This window comes from Pseudomonas sp. SWRI179 (assembly GCF_014268705.1).
GTDB lineage: Bacteria > Pseudomonadota > Gammaproteobacteria > Pseudomonadales > Pseudomonadaceae > Aquipseudomonas > Aquipseudomonas zanjanensis.
In genome coordinates this window covers 1-16,144 of the sequence record NZ_JABWRA010000050.1, presented here as the reverse complement: position 1 = coordinate 16,144, position 16,144 = coordinate 1, and the positions used below count along the sequence as shown (strand labels likewise).

The 16,144-nt window shown below is 61.3% G+C and carries 17 protein-coding genes; 6 read left to right on the top strand and 11 right to left on the bottom strand.

The window, feature by feature from the left end:
- Positions 1 to 27: 27 nt before the first annotated feature.
- The 3 genes from HU767_RS23250 to dapA are packed head-to-tail and all read right to left on the bottom strand — an operon-like array spanning position 28 to position 2,802.
- Entirely contained in the window at positions 28 to 786 is a 759-nt protein-coding gene (locus HU767_RS23250) for an MBL fold metallo-hydrolase (protein WP_186704554.1), read from the bottom strand.
- 4 nt (positions 787 to 790) lie between these two features.
- Entirely contained in the window at positions 791 to 1,906 is a 1,116-nt protein-coding gene (bamC, locus tag HU767_RS23245; protein WP_186704553.1) for an outer membrane protein assembly factor BamC, read from the bottom strand.
- A 17-nt stretch (positions 1,907 to 1,923) separates the two neighbouring features.
- Positions 1,924 to 2,802, bottom strand: coding sequence for a 4-hydroxy-tetrahydrodipicolinate synthase (dapA, locus tag HU767_RS23240; protein ID WP_186704552.1), 879 nt, complete (start codon positions 2,800 to 2,802; stop codon positions 1,924 to 1,926).
- A gap of 314 nt (positions 2,803 to 3,116) precedes the next feature.
- On the opposite strand from dapA, the gene HU767_RS23235 reads away from it, so the two are divergent.
- Entirely contained in the window at positions 3,117 to 3,677 is a 561-nt protein-coding gene (locus HU767_RS23235) for a glycine cleavage system protein R (RefSeq protein ID WP_003184325.1), read from the top strand.
- 10 nt (positions 3,678 to 3,687) lie between these two features.
- Positions 3,688 to 4,161 carry a peroxiredoxin gene (locus HU767_RS23230; protein ID WP_186704551.1) on the top strand — a complete coding sequence of 158 codons (474 nt, stop codon included), beginning with the start codon at positions 3,688 to 3,690 and terminating at the stop codon, positions 4,159 to 4,161.
- A 138-nt stretch (positions 4,162 to 4,299) separates the two neighbouring features.
- Here HU767_RS23230 and HU767_RS23225 read toward each other — a convergent pair whose 3' ends face one another.
- Entirely contained in the window at positions 4,300 to 5,370 is a 1,071-nt protein-coding gene (locus HU767_RS23225) for an AI-2E family transporter (RefSeq protein ID WP_186704550.1), read from the bottom strand.
- Between the two features lie 30 nt (positions 5,371 to 5,400).
- On the bottom strand, positions 5,401 to 5,640 hold the full coding sequence (locus HU767_RS23220; protein ID WP_053120054.1) for a sulfurtransferase TusA family protein: 240 nt from the start codon (positions 5,638 to 5,640) through the stop codon (positions 5,401 to 5,403).
- Between the two features lie 98 nt (positions 5,641 to 5,738).
- Here HU767_RS23220 and HU767_RS23215 point away from each other — a divergent pair, with 98 nt between their 5' ends.
- Positions 5,739 to 7,172 (top strand): M48 family metalloprotease, encoded by a 1,434-nt coding sequence (locus HU767_RS23215; protein ID WP_186704549.1) that lies wholly within the window; start codon positions 5,739 to 5,741, stop codon positions 7,170 to 7,172.
- 228 nt (positions 7,173 to 7,400) lie between these two features.
- On the opposite strand, the gene HU767_RS23210 is transcribed toward HU767_RS23215, so the two are convergent.
- The 4 genes from HU767_RS23210 to rpoE all read right to left on the bottom strand — a co-directional run bounded on the left by HU767_RS23210 (position 7,401) and on the right by rpoE (position 11,226).
- Positions 7,401 to 8,831 carry a DegQ family serine endoprotease gene (locus HU767_RS23210; protein WP_186704548.1) on the bottom strand — a complete coding sequence of 477 codons (1,431 nt, stop codon included), beginning with the start codon at positions 8,829 to 8,831 and terminating at the stop codon, positions 7,401 to 7,403.
- A gap of 234 nt (positions 8,832 to 9,065) precedes the next feature.
- Positions 9,066 to 10,013, bottom strand: coding sequence for a MucB/RseB C-terminal domain-containing protein (locus tag HU767_RS23205; RefSeq protein ID WP_186730562.1), 948 nt, complete (start codon positions 10,011 to 10,013; stop codon positions 9,066 to 9,068).
- A 12-nt stretch (positions 10,014 to 10,025) separates the two neighbouring features.
- Entirely contained in the window at positions 10,026 to 10,613 is a 588-nt protein-coding gene (locus tag HU767_RS23200) for an RseA family anti-sigma factor (RefSeq protein WP_053120046.1), read from the bottom strand.
- Positions 10,614 to 10,644: 31 nt separating this feature from the next.
- Complete coding sequence (rpoE, locus tag HU767_RS23195; RefSeq protein WP_186730561.1) at positions 10,645 to 11,226, bottom strand: RNA polymerase sigma factor RpoE; 582 nt, start codon at positions 11,224 to 11,226, stop codon at positions 10,645 to 10,647.
- Positions 11,227 to 11,785: 559 nt separating this feature from the next.
- Between rpoE and nadB the strand changes: the two genes are divergently transcribed.
- Entirely contained in the window at positions 11,786 to 13,402 is a 1,617-nt protein-coding gene (gene nadB, locus HU767_RS23190; protein ID WP_186704546.1) for an L-aspartate oxidase, read from the top strand.
- On the opposite strand, the gene HU767_RS23185 is transcribed toward nadB, so the two are convergent.
- Positions 13,371 to 13,823: a protein YgfX gene (locus HU767_RS23185; protein WP_186730560.1), complete on the bottom strand. Its 453-nt coding sequence runs from the start codon at positions 13,821 to 13,823 to the stop codon at positions 13,371 to 13,373. The two genes, nadB and HU767_RS23185, sit on opposite strands and share 32 nt — an antisense overlap.
- A complete protein-coding gene (locus HU767_RS23180) occupies positions 13,807 to 14,061 on the bottom strand; it encodes a succinate dehydrogenase assembly factor 2 (protein ID WP_003184348.1) in 255 nt (84 codons plus the stop codon). Before HU767_RS23180 ends, HU767_RS23185 begins: the two co-directional genes overlap by 17 nt.
- Positions 14,062 to 14,210: 149 nt before the next feature.
- Here HU767_RS23180 and HU767_RS23175 point away from each other — a divergent pair, with 149 nt between their 5' ends.
- Together HU767_RS23175 and HU767_RS23170 are read left to right on the top strand one after the other, a co-directional pair.
- Positions 14,211 to 15,152, top strand: a complete 942-nt coding sequence (locus HU767_RS23175; protein WP_186730559.1) for a folate-binding protein YgfZ — start codon at positions 14,211 to 14,213, stop codon at positions 15,150 to 15,152.
- Between the two features lie 35 nt (positions 15,153 to 15,187).
- Positions 15,188 to 16,009 (top strand): HDOD domain-containing protein, encoded by an 822-nt coding sequence (locus HU767_RS23170; RefSeq protein ID WP_186704543.1) that lies wholly within the window; start codon positions 15,188 to 15,190, stop codon positions 16,007 to 16,009.
- The last annotated feature ends 135 nt before the right edge of the window (positions 16,010 to 16,144 follow it).

Genomic DNA, 16,144 nt, shown 5'->3' with positions numbered 1-16,144 from the left:
GATGGGCTCCGCTTGCTAAGTAGTGGGCTAGGCGATATGTCGCCAGTCGAGCCCTGAATCTTGATCGGCCAGTTGCAGCCAGTCCGGGTCGCACCCGAGGGTGTCGACAAAACATTGCCGGGCCAGCTGCGGCAGGTTGTTCTTGCTGCTCAGATGGGCCAGGACCAGGTGTTGCAGGCCTTGCCAGCCCAACTCGGCCACCAGGAACGCGGCCTGGTGGTTGTTCAAATGTCCGTGCTCCCCGCCGACCCGCTGCTTGAGAAAGTACGGGTAGTAACCACGGGCCAGCATGTCACGGCAGTGGTTGGACTCGATCATCAACGCATCGAGGTCCCGGTAACTGTCCATCACCCGGTCGCAATACGACCCCAGGTCGGTGAGCAAGCCGAAGCGCCGCTCGCCGTCGCTGAACACATACTGCGTTGGCTCCCGGGCATCGTGGGCCACGCTGACCACGCTGATGTCCAGGCCACCGATACGCAGTTGCTCGCCACCGGCCACGAAACCAGCTGGCTCGATGGGTTTGCGCAGGCCTTCCAGTGTGCCACGGCTCAGGTACACCGGCAGATTGTAGCGCCGAGACAGCAAACCCACGCCATGCACATGGTCGGCATGTTCGTGGGTCACAAGTATCGCGCTCAGTTGCGCCGGGTGCACACCCAGGCGCAACAGGCGTTTCTCGGTTTCCCGCAGGGAGAAACCACAATCGACCAGCACATACGTGCCGGCGCTGGCGATCAGCGTGCCGTTGCCCTGGCTACCGCTGCCGAGAACGGCAAAACGCATCGGATCAGCCCAGGTTGTCCTGAATCACGCTCAACACCTTGCGGGCCACGTCGGCCGGCGCCACGGTATTGATGTTTTTCTCGACGGTGACCTGGACGTTGTCGCCGACCTTGCTCAGGCGAACCTGGTAACGCTCGGCGCGGGCTTCGACTTCTTCCTTGTCCGGCTTGCTGCCGAACAGGCCACTGAAGAAGCCAGGCTTCTCGTCTTTCCTCTCGGCCTTTTCAGCCAGGTTGATGTAGTACAGGCCCAGGCTGCGGTTGATGTCTTCAACGCGCCACTCGCCCTGCTCCAGCGCACGGCCAACGCTCGACCAGGCACGGTCCAGGTCGGAGCCGACGTTGAGCACCGGGTTGCCGCTGCCGTCTTCGTTCAGGCTGACGCGGCTCGGCGTATCGTAGTCCCGGGTCGCCAGCATCGACACCGAACCGCCCTGCTCTGCGGTACGGCTCATGCTCGCAAGCATGTCGTCCACCAGCGCAGCGTCGAGACCGGTATTGACCGAACGGTTGGTGAAGGCCACGTCGGCGGTGCTGCCGGCGGGACGCTCGGCGCTGACCACGTAGATTTCACTGGTGTTGCGCTGCACGCCCGGCTCGATGCGCACCCGCACGCGGGTTTCGCTGTCGGCCGCGACACCGGCGGCGCTCAGGCGCTTGGCCATGGCGGCGGACAGTTCATCGGAACGCTGCCAGGTGGTGGTGAACTCGCCGGTTTGCGGGCGCTGCTCGTCCAGGCGGAAACCGTTGTCCTGGAAGAACTGGATTGCCACGGGCCAGACTTCGGCCGGCGGGTGTTGGCCCATGACCCAGCTGGAATCGCCACTCTTCTGCAGGGTGTAGTCGCTGGCATCGGCCACGGCCGACAGCGGCTGTGGACGCGGAACGATGTATTCGCCCTTCACGCTGTCGTCCGCGACGTTGCGCGGGATCGGCAACAACGGATCCAGGCGCTTGGCGACGCTGACGTCTTGCGGCAGTTGCATCGGTGCAGTCTGTTGCGCTTGCAGGTAATCACTACCACGGTCGCGGAAGTAACCCTCCGGCCCCCAGATCCATCCGCAGCCGCTGGTGCTGGAGATAATCAAGGCAAGTGCGGAAAGTCCGGCCATTCGCTTCATGCGTTGTACTTCCTCAATTAAACCAGGACGCCGGACTGGCGCAGGGCCTGCCGCAGCGGTTCGTGACAGGGGGTGCTCAGCCAGGTCAGTGGCAGGCGGATGCCATCGTGCATCAAGCCCATTTCGACCAAGGCCCACTTCACCGGAATCGGGTTGGCCTCGATGAACAGGTCCTTGTGCAACGGCATCAGTTTTTCGTTGATGGCCCGTGCGGTCTCGGCGTCGCCCTTGAGCGCGGCCTCGCACAGGTCGGCCATTTCGCGCGGCGCGACGTTGGCAGTGACGGAGATGTTGCCCTTGCCACCCAGCAGGATCAGTTCGACGGCGGTCGGATCATCACCGGACAGCACGATGAAGTCCTTGCCCACGCCATCGAGGATGGCCTTGGCGCGCTTCATGTCGCCGGTGGCTTCCTTGATGCCGATGATGTTCGGCACGGTGGACAGGCGGATCACGGTCTCGGCCTGCATGTCGCAGGAGGTGCGGCCGGGAACGTTGTAGAGGATCTGCGGGATGTCGACGGCTTCGGCAATGTGCTTGAAGTGCTGGTACAAGCCTTCCTGGGTCGGCTTGTTGTAGTACGGGACGACCAGCAGGCAGGCGTCGGCACCGGCTTCCTTGGCGTTGCGGGTCAGCTCGACGGCTTCGCGGGTCGAGTTGGCGCCCGTGCCGGCGATGACCGGAATGCGCCCGGCAACCTGCTTGACCACGGCTTTGATCACGGCGATGTGTTCTTCTACATCAAGCGTTGCCGACTCGCCGGTGGTACCGACGGCGACAATGGCATGGGTGCCGTTTTCAAGGTGGAAGTCCACGAGTTTGCTGAGGCTGTCCCAGTCAAGACGCCCGTCTGCATCCATGGGTGTGACCAGAGCCACCATACTGCCCGCAATCATGAAACCGCTCCTGCCGGAAAAAGAGAGCGTAATGGTACTGGCGCCAAGATGCTTGTACAAGCGAACTACCATTCCCCTTGGCGTTGGTTTTCGCTACCCTTCAGGCTTTGATCGGTACCGACAAGCTCATACGCCGGTTTCCAGCCTCCGTTTTCGACGTCACAAGCCCCGATCCCGGGTTTGTCCTGGTGCACTCCTGTTGTCGCGGAATGCAGCACAACCCCGGGCACCAGGCTTGAGCCGTTCGTTTTCCGGGGCCGGGCGTCGTGTCGAGCGGCAAAGGTACCGACCGCTCATCGCTTTAGGAATGCTGCATGTCCACCCCCACAGTCCGCGAACAATTCCTTGTTATCAGTGCCCTCGGCGCCAACCCCATGGAGCTGACTAACGTCCTGTGCCGCGCCAGCCATGAAAATCGCTGCGCCGTCGTGACCTCACGCCTGACCCGTCATGGCGAATGCAGTGCACTCGTGCTCGAGATCTCCGGCAGCTGGGACGCCCTGGCGCGCCTGGAAGGCAGCCTGCCGGTGCTGGCCAAGAAGCATGCCTTTACCGTCAACGTGGTGCGCAGCGCCGCCCTGGAGAACCGTCCCCAGGCCCTGCCCTACGTGGCCTACGTGAGTTCGGCCTACCGTCCGGACATCATCAACGAGCTGTGCCAGTTCTTCATGGACCATCACGTCGAGCTGGAAAACCTGACCTGCGACACCTATCAGGCTCCGCAGACCGGCGGCACCATGCTCAACGCCACCTTCACCGTGACCCTGCCGGCCGGCACCCAGATCAGTTGGCTGCGCGATCAGTTCCTGGACTTCGCCGATGCGATGAACCTGGATGCCCTGATCGAGCCGTGGCGCCCACAAAACCCAATGTAAGGAAGCGTTCATGGCCGTTGCCGTCGACCAGCCGGTTACCGATTTCCAAGCGCCTGCCACCAGCGGGCAGACGATCAGCCTCGCCGCCCTCAAGGGCAAGCAGGTGGTGATCTATTTTTACCCCAAGGACAGCACCCCTGGCTGCACCACCGAAGGCCAGGGTTTTCGCGATCAATATGCACAATTCCAAGCCGCCAACACTGAAGTGTTCGGCGTCTCCCGGGACAGCCTCAAGTCCCACGAGAACTTCAAGTGCAAACAGGAGTTCCCGTTCGAGCTGATCAGCGACAAGGACGAGGCTATCTGCCAATTGTTCGACGTGATCAAGCTGAAAAAGCTCTATGGCAAGGAATACCTGGGCGTTGATCGCAGCACCTTTCTGATCGACAAGGAGGGTGTGCTGCGCCAGGAATGGCGTGGTGTGAAAGTGCCGGGACATGTGGATGCGGTGTTGGCGGCGGCCCAGGCCCTCGACAAGGGCTGATTTTACCTTGGGCCTGTTCAGGCCCTTCGCGAGCAAGCCCGCTCCCACAGGGGGTCTGGGTTGACCAAGTCACCGCAGATCCAATGTGGGAGCGGGCTTGCTCTCGAAGGGGCCATCAGCATCACCTGAATAATCAAGCTACAACAACGGCGCCACCACCGGCTCCTTGCTCGGCCACGCATCCAGCACCGCCTTGAACAGCGTCGCCAGGGGAATCGCAAAGAACACCCCCCAGAACCCCCACAGCCCGCCAAACAGCAGCACCGCGCAGATGATTGCCACCGGGTGCAGGTTCACCGCCTCGGAGAACAGCAGCGGGACCAGCACGTTGCCGTCCAAGGTCTGGATGATCCCGTAGACCGCCATCAGGTAGATGAACTGATCGCTCCAGCCCCATTGGAACAGGGCAATCAAGGCCACCGGCACGGTCACCACCACGGTGCCGACGTAAGGCACCACCACCGAAATGCCCACCAGCAGCGCCAACAGCGCAGCGTAATTGAGCCCCATGGTCACGAAGCCGATGTAAGTCACGCCACCGCAGATAAAAATCTCGATGACTTTTCCGCGAATGTAATTGGCGATCTGCCGGTTCATCTCCTGAGCCACGCGGGTAATCAGCGCCCGCTCGCGCGGCAGGTAGCCACGGACCCAACGCCCGATCATCTCCCGGTCCTTGAGGAAGAAAAACACCAGGATCGGCACCAGCACCAGGTAGATCATGATGTTGACCAGCAGCGGCAGGCTGGACAGCGAAAACGTCAGCGCCCATTGGCCGAACTTGCCAATTTCGCCGCGCACCACTTCGATGGTCTGCAGCACTTGCTCATCGGAGACCAGGTGCGGATAACGCTCGGGCAGCAGTAACAGCAAGGATTGCCATTTGGCGAGCATGCCTGGCAACTCATTGAACAAGGTCACCAACTGGTGCCAGAGCAACGGCACGATCACCACGAGAAACACCACCAGCACACCCATGAACAGGGCGAACACCAGCCCCACTGCCGCGGTGCCGGGCAGCCGCAGACGCTCCAGCGTCGTGACCAGCCCTTGCATCAGGTACGCCAGCACCATCCCCGCCAGCACCGGCGCCAGCATGCCGCCCAACGTGAGCACGGCGGTAAAGGCCAGGAACAACAGCACTGCCAGGACCACCGCCTCTTCATCGGAGAAGTAGCGCTGAATCCAGTCGCGTAACACTTTGAACATTAAAAATCCTTAAGGACGCTGTCGGTGTTTTCAGGCTTTTTTCAGCCAATAACGGTAGACGCCGTTTTCGTCTTCTTCACGCAGCAGCGTATGACCGGCCAATCGGGCGAAGGTGCGAAAGTCACGTTGCGAGCCCGCATCCGTGGCGATCACCTTGAGCACACTGCCGCTGGCCAGGCGATTGAGTTCCAGCTTGGCCTTGAGCAACGGCAACGGACAGTTCAGGCCGCTGGCGTCCAGTTCGGCATCGTGGGCTACAGCATCAGTCATGGGTTCGCTCCGCGGCAGGTCGTTGAGCGGCCTAGAATATCTGGTCCCGGGCCCGGTGTCCGGCTACAGTAGGGTCTTTGTCAACTAAGGCCTCGTGCATGACATTTCTGCGCCCCACCCTGCTGACGCTCGCTTGCCTGCTTGCCTCACCGGGCTTCGCCGACGACTTGCCGTCACTTGGCGATGCCAGTTCTGCCATCGTCTCACCAGAACAGGAACACCAGTTGGGCCGCGCCTGGCTGGCCCTGCTGCGCAGCCAGGTTTCACAGCTCAACGATCCACAGCTCAAGGACTACGTCGAAACCAGCGTCTACAAGCTGGTGGAGACCAGCCAGGTCAATGACCGGCGCCTGGAGTTCATCCTGATCAACAGCCCGCAGCTAAACGCCTTCGCCGCACCGGGCGGGATCGTCGGGGTCAACGGCGGCCTGTTCCTCAACGCCCAGACCGAAGGCGAATACGCCTCGGTCATGGCCCACGAACTGGCCCACTTGTCACAGCGCCACTTCGCCCGTGGCGTCGAAGCCCAGCAACGCATGCAGGTGCCGATGATGGCCGCACTGCTGGCCGGCATCGTGATTGCCGCCGCCGGTGGCGGTGACGCCGGGATCGCCGCCATCGCCGGGACCCAGGCCGCCGCCATCCAGGAACAACGGCGCTTCTCGCGCCAGAACGAACAGGAAGCCGACCGCATCGGCATCCAGAACCTGGAAAAGGCCGGCTACGACCCGCGGTCCATGCCCACCATGTTCGAGCGCCTGATGCGCCAGTATCGGTTCGACGCCAGGCCCCCGGAATTCCTGCTGACTCACCCGGTGACCGAATCGCGGATCGCCGACACCCGTAACCGCGCCGAACAGGCCAGGCCGGGCGGCATCGAGGACAGCGTGCGCTATCAATTGATTCGTGCACGGGTCCAACTGACCTATGAAGAAACCCCGGGCCTGGCCGCCAAGCGCTTCCGGGCACAGCTGGACGAGAACCCGAAGAACGACGTGGCACGCTATGGCCTGGCGATCGCGCAGATCAAGGGCGGCCAGTTGAACGAAGCTCGGGAGAACCTCAAGCCGTTGCTGGCCAAATCACCCAACGAGATCATCTACAACCTCGCCCTGGTGGACCTGGACATCACCAGCAACAAACTGGCCGACGCTCAGTCCCGCGTCGACCGAATGCTGAGCCAGTACCCGGGCAATTATCCGCTCAACCAGGTCCGCGTCGACCTGCTGCTCAAGCAGAACCGTCCCGCCGACGCCGAGAAGGCCCTGGAAACCTTGCTCAAGTCGCGCCCGGACGATCCGGACGTCTGGTACATGGTGGCCGAGACCCGTGGGCTGTCCGGCAACATCATTGGCCTGCATCAGGCCCGTGCCGAGTACTTCGCCCTGGTGGGCGATTACCGTCAGGCCATCCAGCAACTGGACTTCGCCAAACGGCGCGCCGGCACCAACTTCCCCCTTTCGTCACGCATCGATGCGCGCCAGCGGGAACTCATGGAGCAGGAGCGCATGGTCAAGGACATGATGGGCTGAGCATTCGCCAGGCATAAAAAAACCGCCTCTCTCGAGCTAATGCGGCTCACTTAAGTCGATCGAAAAAAACCGTGGCGAGGGAGCTTGCTCCCGCTGGGCTGCGAAGCGGCCCTTTTTGTGAGCGCTTCGCGCTCAAGCGGGAGCAAGCTCCCTCGCCACAGGTCCATCGTCTCTCTTGAGTAACTGCATTACTTCTTTGGAGGCGGTTTTTTTTCAGCGGCTAACCGGTCATTCGGCCAGCTTGAACGTGATGAAGCTCGCGCGCCCCTGGCGCAGGACCCGCATCGACACCGAACGATTCTTCGGCAATGCCTTGGCGATGTCGGTGAACTCCTTGGCCGAACCGATGGCCTGGTTGTTCAGGTGCGTGATGATGTCGCCCGGCTGGAGACCGATCAGCGCGGCAGGACCGTCCTGCACTTCCTTGATCACTACACCACCCTGCAGTTCCAGGGTGCGTTTCTGCTCTTCGGTCAGCTCGACCACGGCCACGCCCAGGCGGTTGCTGCTGCGCTCGACGCCGGATTTTGGCAGCGAATCCAGTTCCTTGCCTTCTTCAGGAATGGCGCCGACGGTCAGTTCGACGTTCTTGCGCTTGCCTTCGCGGATCACTTCCAGATTAGCCTTGGCGCCGGCCTTGAGAGCGCCCACCAGGTGCGGCAGGTCGGCGGACATGACGATCGGCTGGCCGTTCATGCTCAGGATCACGTCACCCACTTGCAGGCCGCCCTTGGCAGCCGGGCCACCTTCCTGGATCTGCGCCACCAGCGCACCGGCAGGTTTATCCAGCCCGAACGACTCGGCCAGGTCCTTGTTCACTTCCTGGATGACCACGCCCAACCAGCCACGGCTGACCTTGCCTTCGCTTTTCAGCTGGTTGGACACGTCCATGGCCACGTCGATCGGAATGGCGAAGGACACGCCCATGAAGCCGCCCGAACGGGTATAAATCTGGGAGTTGATGCCGACCACTTCACCGTCGAGGTTGAACAGCGGGCCACCGGAGTTACCCGGGTTGATCGGCACGTCGGTCTGGATGAACGGCACGTAGTTTTCGTTCGGCAGGCTGCGACCGATGGCGCTGACGATGCCCTGGGTCACGGTGTGGTCGAAGCCGAACGGCGAACCGATGGCCACCACCCATTGGCCGGCTTTCAGGTCCTGGGATTTGCCCAGCTTGAGCACCGGCAGGTCCTTGCCTTCGATTTTCAACAGCGCCACGTCGGAACGTGGGTCGGTGCCGATCAGCTTGGCCTTGAGCTCGCTGCGGTCGGCCAGGCGCACCAGGATTTCGTCGGCGTCGGCGATCACATGGTTGTTGGTCAGGATGTAGCCATCAGGCGAAATGATGAACCCCGAGCCCAGGGATTGCGCTTCGCGCTGGCGGCCACCACCGGGCGAGCGCGGCTGTTGCGGCATGCCGCGCTCGAAGAACTCCCGCAGCATGGGCGGCAAGCCTTCCAGGTCCGGCATCTGCGGGTCCGATACACGGCGATCCGGCAGCTTCTGGGTGGTGCTGATGTTCACCACGGCGGGTGAAGCCTGCTCGACCAGTTGCGTGAAATCGGGCAATTCCACCGCCACGGCAGGAACGGCCTGGCCGAGCACAAGCACGGTGGCAAAAATGGAGAGATAGGTTTTCAAGCGTGGTATCGACATACGGCTCCCGTTACGACGAGCATGGTTAAGCGATATGGAGCAAGGAATACCAGGGAAAGATACGCCGGTATTTTTGTTCCGGGAACAGACAAGGCCAGAGCCGAGCGGCTCTGACCTATAGAAAAAAAGCTGAGTTTTTGCAAATGAAAATGCTGACAGGAAGTTTCGGCATTTCGATCAAGCCCTGGCGTCATCGGCCTCTCGCGCAATCGAATCACCCGTGCAGCCAGCAGGTTATTGGGTCGCCGTGACGTCAGAGCGCATAGACAGCGCGATCCGTTCCGCCGTACCGATAGGAATTTCACCGACCACCGTGACCATCATTTCGCCCTGGGGCGTCGTCAGTCTGCGAGACACGGCCGCCGTCGGACCGAGTTGAGTACGGGTATCGGTGGCGTTGGCACCGTTCAACGGCTCCAGGAACACCGAGAAGCGCGCCAGCCCGTCGTCATACATCAGGCTGCTGACTTGGACCTGGGAATCCGGGTCCTTGCGCGCGGTACTGCTGGTCAGCTCGAAGCCGGGCGGCAGCCAGTCCGAGTGCCAGGCGGTTTTCGCCGCGACGGCCTTGCCGGGATCCTGCGTGACAGCCTTGCAATCGGCGCTGGCCTGCAAATCAGCGTCTGCGGGCGCGGCGAGATTCATGCGGGTGAACTGGAAGCGCTCGAGCAACTGGCCCTTGTCATTGAGTAACAAGGATTTGAGCGGCAGGCCGGTTTCTCTGTCCAGGTGCAGCTCGAAGCCATAGCGATGCTGGTCCTTGGGCGTCAGCGCAACGATGACCGTTTGACGTCCGGCCACACGTGACTTGCCAATGACTGCAAGGTCATACCAATTCTTGAGTTTTTGCGGATCGAGCGCACGTGAAGTGCTGTCCGGCGTATTGCCCAGCCCCGGGATCAAGGAGCCGCTTACGCATTGAGTATGCCCATCAATGCGCACGACTTCCTGTGCCGAGCCGTCGAGCTGGAGTAACCGCTCGCGGACCTTGCCATCCTGGACGCGATGCCAGATGTTATGGGTAGAAAAACTACCGTTGCGCTCGTAAACGAAAGTGCCCTGGAAGCTCTGCTGTTGCTCGGCTTGACTCAGGCGGTTCAACCAGTCCTGAGCCTCATCGGCATGGGCTGGAATTGCACACCAGCCACCAAGCAGAAGCGTGAATAGAGGTATGGCGCGCAATGGCTTTCCTTATTAACGGTTTTCCAGGCTGGCGGCACGGGCGTAAGGCAGCGCGCTTTCGGTACCTTTCAGGGCAGCTTGCTGGGCATGCTGACGCAGGTAGTTGGGCAGGCGCTGATCATGCCAGCCAGGCTGGCCTTGCAGAACACCGTTGGCCATTGGGCCTGCGGTTTCCGAACCTTCGCTGTAACCGGCCAATACCGCTGGGCCCTTGACCTGTGGAGCGGCCAAGCCAGGCTGGTTGGACTGCTGCGCCATCTGCACGCCGGCAATCTCATCCTGGTTATACAGGCGTACACCCGCCAGTACAGCGACGGTGACCGACGCGGCTACCGCCAGGCGACCCAGGCTGCGCCATGGTCCGCGAGATGCTTTTGCCGGTACGGCTTCGTCAGCCAATGCAGCAGAAACGGCGGCAGCGATGTCCAGGCGAGGAAGCAACAAGTCCTTGTGCATCACAGCCCGGGCGATCTGGTAACGAGCCCAGGTCTCACGTGTTTCAACATCGTCGAAGGCATTCAATACCCGACGTAATTCAAGTTCGTCCGCTTCGTTGTCCATAACTGCGGACAGCGATTCCTGCAGGGCTTCACGACTCATGGCGTTCCTCTCTTGGCTGTCGCCGCTGTCTCTAGTTTTCCTGCAACAACGGTTGCAGGGCTTTATCAATGGCCTCCCGAGCGCGGAAAATCCGGGAGCGCACGGTGCCCACAGGACATTGCATGACGCTCGCAATGTCTTCGTAACTCAGACCGTCGAACTCACGTAAAGTTAAAGCCGTACGCAAATCTTCAGGCAGTTGCTGGATGGTTCGATGGACGGTGCCTTCGATCTCATCCCGCAGCAACGCACGTTCCGGTGATTCGAGATCCTTGAGGCCATGATCGCCATCGTAGAACTCGGCATCTTCAGAACTTACATCGCTATCCGGCGGCCGGCGGCCGCGTGAAACCAGATAGTTTTTCGCCGTGTTGATGGCGATGCGGTAAAGCCACGTGTAAAACGCGCTGTCCCCGCGAAAATTACCAAGTGCGCGGTAGGCCTTGATGAAGGCTTCCTGATCGACATCCTGCGCTTCATGGGTGTCGTGCACGAAACGCACGATCAACCCGAGAATTTTGTGCTGGTATTTCAGCACTAGCAGATCGAAAGCTCGCTTGTCGCCGCGTTGGACGCGCTCGACCAGCTGCTGATCCTCTTCCTGGGTTAGCATGAACACTCCTCGATAAGCTCGAAGGAGGCTTGCATTACTAATTGACCGGGCTTGCAAACATAGACTCGGGCTTTTCGCAAAAGTTCTCCCCCTTCCAAGCAAGTTTCCGACGCGCTCTGATCTCGGCACGCACGAAAAACGCAGCAGGAGATTCCCCGGCTGCGCGAATAATCTGTCGCCGGGCCTATTGGCAGGGATTCCAATCGAAATCCTGCATCAACCCGACGCTGCTCCCTTTTGCAGACAACCGTCTATTGAACGTAGGCGCCTGGCAAAAGTTCCCGCTATTTCCAGCGTCGCAAATAGAATAATGGACGACCATGACGTGATAAACAGCGTTCTGTCTTCGAAACAGACGCCTTTGTCGACTCAGAGCCAACCGCCTGGTCCGACGAAGCGTGCCGCTTTTCTGTCACACTGGTTTCACATTGCCATGAATGCCCGGCTATTGTGCCGATCCCCCCCTCTATATACTAGTGGGCTGCGTGGCTGCCCGACCCGTTGAAGCGGTGTCTGGCGCCAACCCCGACCCGGGTCGCCTTGAGCGGAAACCATTCGAATGAGCCAACAGTTCCAACATGATGTTCTGGTAATCGGCAGCGGTGCCGCCGGATTGAGCCTGGCCCTGACCTTGCCTGCGCACTTGCGCATCGCCGTCCTGAGCAAGGGCGACCTGGCCAACGGTTCGACTTTCTGGGCCCAGGGCGGCGTCGCCGCCGTGCTGGACGATACCGACACCATTGAATCCCACGTCGACGACACCCTCAACGCTGGCGGCGGCCTTTGCGATCCGCAAGCGGTGCGCTTCACGGTCGAGCACAGCCGGGAAGCCATCCAGTGGCTGATCGACCAAGGCGTGCCGTTTACCCGTGACGAACAATCAGGCACCGAAGACGGCGGTTTCGAGTTTCACCTGACCCGCGAAGGCGGCCACAGCCATCGGCGCATCATTCACGCAGCCGACGCCACGGGCGCGGCGATCTTCAAGACCCTGCTCGCCCAGGCGCGACAACGGCCGAACATCGAATTGCTGGAACAGCGCGTCGCGGTCGACCTGATCACCGAAAAACGCCTGGGCCTGGACGGTGATCGCTGCCTCGGCGCCTACGTGCTCAATCGCGGCACCGGCGAAGTCGACACCTACGGCGCGCGCTTCGTCATCCTGGCGTCCGGGGGTGCGGCGAAAGTCTACCTTTATACCAGCAACCCCGATGGCGCCTGCGGCGACGGCATCGCCATGGCCTGGCGCTCGGGTTGCCGGGTGGCGAACCTCGAGTTCAACCAGTTCCACCCCACCTGCCTCTACCACCCGCAGGCCAAGAGTTTCCTGGTGACCGAGGCCCTGCGTGGCGAAGGGGCTCATTTGAAACTCCCCAACGGCGAACGCTTCATGCAACGCTTCGACCCGCGCGCCGAACTGGCACCACGGGACATCGTCGCCCGGGCCATCGACCATGAAATGAAGCGCCTGGGTATCGATTGCGTCTACCTGGACATCAGCCACAAGCCCGAAGCGTTCATCAAGAGCCACTTCCCGACGGTGTACGAGCGCTGCCTGGAATTCTCCATCGACATCACCAAGCAACCGATCCCGGTGGTGCCAGCGGCACATTACACCTGCGGTGGCGTGATGGTCGATCAACGCGGCCGCACCGACGTGCCGGGCCTCTACGCCATTGGCGAAACCAGCTTCACCGGCCTGCACGGCGCCAACCGCATGGCCAGCAACTCGCTGCTGGAATGTTTCGTCTACGCCCGCTCGGCGGCAGCGGACATCCTCGAGCAATTGCCGCAGATCGCCATTCCGGCCGCCCTGCCCTCGTGGGACGCCAGCCAGGTCACCGACTCTGACGAAGACGTGATCATCGCTCACAACTGGGACGAGCTGCGGCGCTTCATGTGGGACTACGTCGGCATCGTGCGCACCAACAAGCGCCTGCAACGGGCACAGCACCGGGTGCGCTTGCTGCTGGATGAGATCGACGAGTTCTACAGCAACTACAAAGTCAGCCGCGACCTGATCGAGTTGCGCAACCTGGCCCAGGTGGCCGAACTGATGATTCGCTCGGCCATGGAGCGCAAGGAAAGCCGGGGGCTGCATTACACCCTCGACTACCCGAACCTGCTGCCCGAGGCGCTGGACACTATCCTGGTGCCACCCACCTACGCCGACTGAACCTGAGCTGCACCCGCAGGCGCCGATGGACATCCGGCGCCAGCGCGTCGCGGGGCACGCACAGCGAGCGAACCCGCCGCTCCCCCCGCAGGCGAAAGCGCAGCACGATGATCATTGGCAGCGCCAGGCTGTCGGGGCGCAATTGCACAGCCCGCCAGCCGTCGGCCCGGTTCCACAGCTGCCAGCCAGTGGCGTTACGACGCAACCCGCAAAAAGCCCGGCGCTGGGTCAGCAATAAATGTCGAGGGATCACCCAGGCGCCATGAGCCAGGCACACTACGACGCCAAGCGCTGCGCACCAGGACGGCACGGACAACAGGAACAACGAACCCAGGGCGAACGCCTGGGCAAGCAGATAGGCCGCCAGCAACTGCCCGGAGGCCTGCCAGCGGCATTCGAAGCGATTACTTGGGCTGGACACGGTCCAGGATCATCCGGACCATGCGCTGCAACTCAGGGTCTTCGGATTCGCTGCGTTCCATGAACCAGCCGAACATGTCCTGATCCTCGCATTCGAGCAAGCGGACGTAGCACGCACGGTCCACTTCATTGAGATGGGGATAAACCTCTTTCACGAACGGCACCAGCAACACGTCCAGCTCAAGCATGCCGCGGCGGCTGTGCCAGTAGAGGCGATTCAGTTCAACGTCTTCGACCATGGAGCGCTCCTCAAATAGAGCGCAAGTATACAGGCCCCACCGCAGCGGAACAGACAGCTTTGGTCGGGCGCCATCGATCCTTTGTGAACTACCCATTTCAAGGGCGTCCCCTTATGATGTCTACCAGACTTTTTACCCTGCGATGACCCATGGCTGATTTCGCTTTTTTCTGCACCCTGTCCCACGAAGGCGTCCTCGCTGTCCGCGGCGTGGATGCCAGCAAATTCCTGCAAGGCCAATTGACCTGCAACCTCGACTACCTGAGCGTCAGCCGGGCCAGCCTCGGTGCCCGCTGCACCCAGAAAGGCCGGATGCAATCGAGTTTCCGCATCCTGCTCGAAGGCGACGGCGTGTTGATGGCCATGGCCACCGAACTGCTCGAACCGCAACTGGCGGATCTGAAAAAATATGCCGTGTTCTCCAAATCCAAGCTCACCGACGAAAGCGCCGCCTGGGTTCGCTTCGGCCTGGAAAACGCCGACACGACCCTGGCCGGCCTGGGCCTGGAACTGCCGAGCGACACCGACAGCGTGGCGCGCCATGAAGCCTTGATCGCCATCCGTGTTTCCCCCGGCCGCGCCGAATTGTGGGCCCCCGCCGACCAGGCCCAGACATTGCGCACCCGCCTGGGCGCCGAACTGGCCGAGGCGGACCTGAACCCGTGGCTGCTGGGTCAGATTCGCGCCGGGATCGGCCAGGTCATGCCGGCCACCCGCGAATTGTTCATCCCACAGATGCTCAACCTTCAAGCCGTCGGCGGCGTCAGTTTCAAGAAAGGCTGCTACACCGGCCAGGAAATCGTTGCCCGCATGCAATACCTGGGCAAGCTCAAGCGCCGCCTGTATCGCCTGCAGCTGGACGTCAGCGAACTGCCGGAACCCGGCACGGCGCTGTTCTCCCCCACGCATGGCAGTTCCATCGGCGAAGTGGTGATTGCCGCCCGCGGAGAGGGAAACATTGAACTGCTGGCGGTTTTGCAGGCCGAAGCAGCAGAAGATGACAATGTGCACCTCGGTGCCTTGGAAGGCCCGCGCCTTCAATTGTTGGACCTGCCTTACGAACTGGACCGCGACCGCGAAATCCAGCGCTGATCGCAGTATTTGCCGCAGTACTCTAGAGAACCTAAATGAGCGATTTGGCGGATAAGGTCCAACGGGATTTGGTACAGGCCATCGATAACGACGACCTGGTTCTGCCAACATTACCGGAAGTGGCCATGCAGATTCGCCGGGCCGCCGAAGACCCGGAAATCAGCGTCAGCAACCTGAGCAAAGTGATCGGCCGCGATACGGCCCTCTCGGCACGCCTGATAAAAGTAGTCAACAGCCCGCTGTTGCGCGCCACCCAGGAAGTCACTGATCTGCACACGGCCATCACTCGATTGGGCGTCAACTACAGCAGCAACCTGGCCATCGGCCTGGTCATGGAGCAGATTTTCCATGCCCGCTCCGAGGTGGTGGAACTGAAGATGCGCGAAGTCTGGCGCAAGAGCCTGGAGATCGCCGGCGTCAGCTATGCGCTGTGTCGCGGCTACACCCAACTCAAGCCCGACCAGGCCGCATTGGGCGGGCTGGTGCATCAAATCGGCGTGCTACCGATCCTCACGTATGCACAAGACAATAATGAATTGCTGTCGGACCCGGTCAGCCTCAACCACGTCATCGAGACGATTCACCCGGTGCTGGGGGACAAGTTGCTCAGTGTCTGGGAATTTCCGGAGCGGTTGGTGAAGCTGCCAGGCCTGTACCTGGATTTCAGCCGGGACTCCAAGCAAATCGATTATGTCGATCTGGTGCAGGTCGCTGCGCTGTACTGCTACAAGGACACCGACCACCCGCTGTCCAGGATCGACGTGTTCGGCGTCCCGGCCTTCAAGAAACTGGGCATCGACCCGGAAAACAAGGCCCGCTGCGCGGATATCGAAGAAGCGCGGTCGATGTTCTATTAGGAACATCTGAAACCATGAAGACCTCTCTGGCCATGCCTCTCTTTTGTGGTCAGGAACGCTTTTGTGGCGAGGGAGCTTGCTCCCGCTGGGTTGCGAAGCAGCCCTAAGCTTTTGCGGCCGCTACGCGACCGAGCG

Bases quoted from the DNA above. Each gene is read 5' to 3' on its own strand.
- dapA (WP_186704552.1), bottom strand. From the start codon at position 2,802: ATGATTGCGGGCAGTATGGTGGCTCTGGTCACACCCATGGATGCAGAC.
- HU767_RS23220 (WP_053120054.1), bottom strand. From the start codon at position 5,640: ATGACTGATGCTGTAGCCCACGATGCCGAACTGGACGCCAGCGGCCTG.
- HU767_RS23235 (WP_003184325.1), top strand. From the start codon at position 3,117: ATGTCCACCCCCACAGTCCGCGAACAATTCCTTGTTATCAGTGCCCTC.
- HU767_RS23230 (WP_186704551.1), top strand. From the start codon at position 3,688: ATGGCCGTTGCCGTCGACCAGCCGGTTACCGATTTCCAAGCGCCTGCC.
- HU767_RS23175 (WP_186730559.1), top strand. From the start codon at position 14,211: ATGGCTGATTTCGCTTTTTTCTGCACCCTGTCCCACGAAGGCGTCCTC.
- bamC (WP_186704553.1), bottom strand. From the start codon at position 1,906: ATGAAGCGAATGGCCGGACTTTCCGCACTTGCCTTGATTATCTCCAGC.
- nadB (WP_186704546.1), top strand. From the start codon at position 11,786: ATGAGCCAACAGTTCCAACATGATGTTCTGGTAATCGGCAGCGGTGCC.
- HU767_RS23250 (WP_186704554.1), bottom strand. From the start codon at position 786: ATGCGTTTTGCCGTTCTCGGCAGCGGTAGCCAGGGCAACGGCACGCTG.
- HU767_RS23200 (WP_053120046.1), bottom strand. From the start codon at position 10,613: ATGAGTCGTGAAGCCCTGCAGGAATCGCTGTCCGCAGTTATGGACAAC.
- HU767_RS23210 (WP_186704548.1), bottom strand. From the start codon at position 8,831: ATGTCGATACCACGCTTGAAAACCTATCTCTCCATTTTTGCCACCGTG.
- HU767_RS23170 (WP_186704543.1), top strand. From the start codon at position 15,188: ATGAGCGATTTGGCGGATAAGGTCCAACGGGATTTGGTACAGGCCATC.
- rpoE (WP_186730561.1), bottom strand. From the start codon at position 11,226: ATGCTAACCCAGGAAGAGGATCAGCAGCTGGTCGAGCGCGTCCAACGC.
- HU767_RS23225 (WP_186704550.1), bottom strand. From the start codon at position 5,370: ATGTTCAAAGTGTTACGCGACTGGATTCAGCGCTACTTCTCCGATGAA.
- HU767_RS23215 (WP_186704549.1), top strand. From the start codon at position 5,739: ATGACATTTCTGCGCCCCACCCTGCTGACGCTCGCTTGCCTGCTTGCC.
- HU767_RS23180 (WP_003184348.1), bottom strand. From the start codon at position 14,061: ATGGTCGAAGACGTTGAACTGAATCGCCTCTACTGGCACAGCCGCCGC.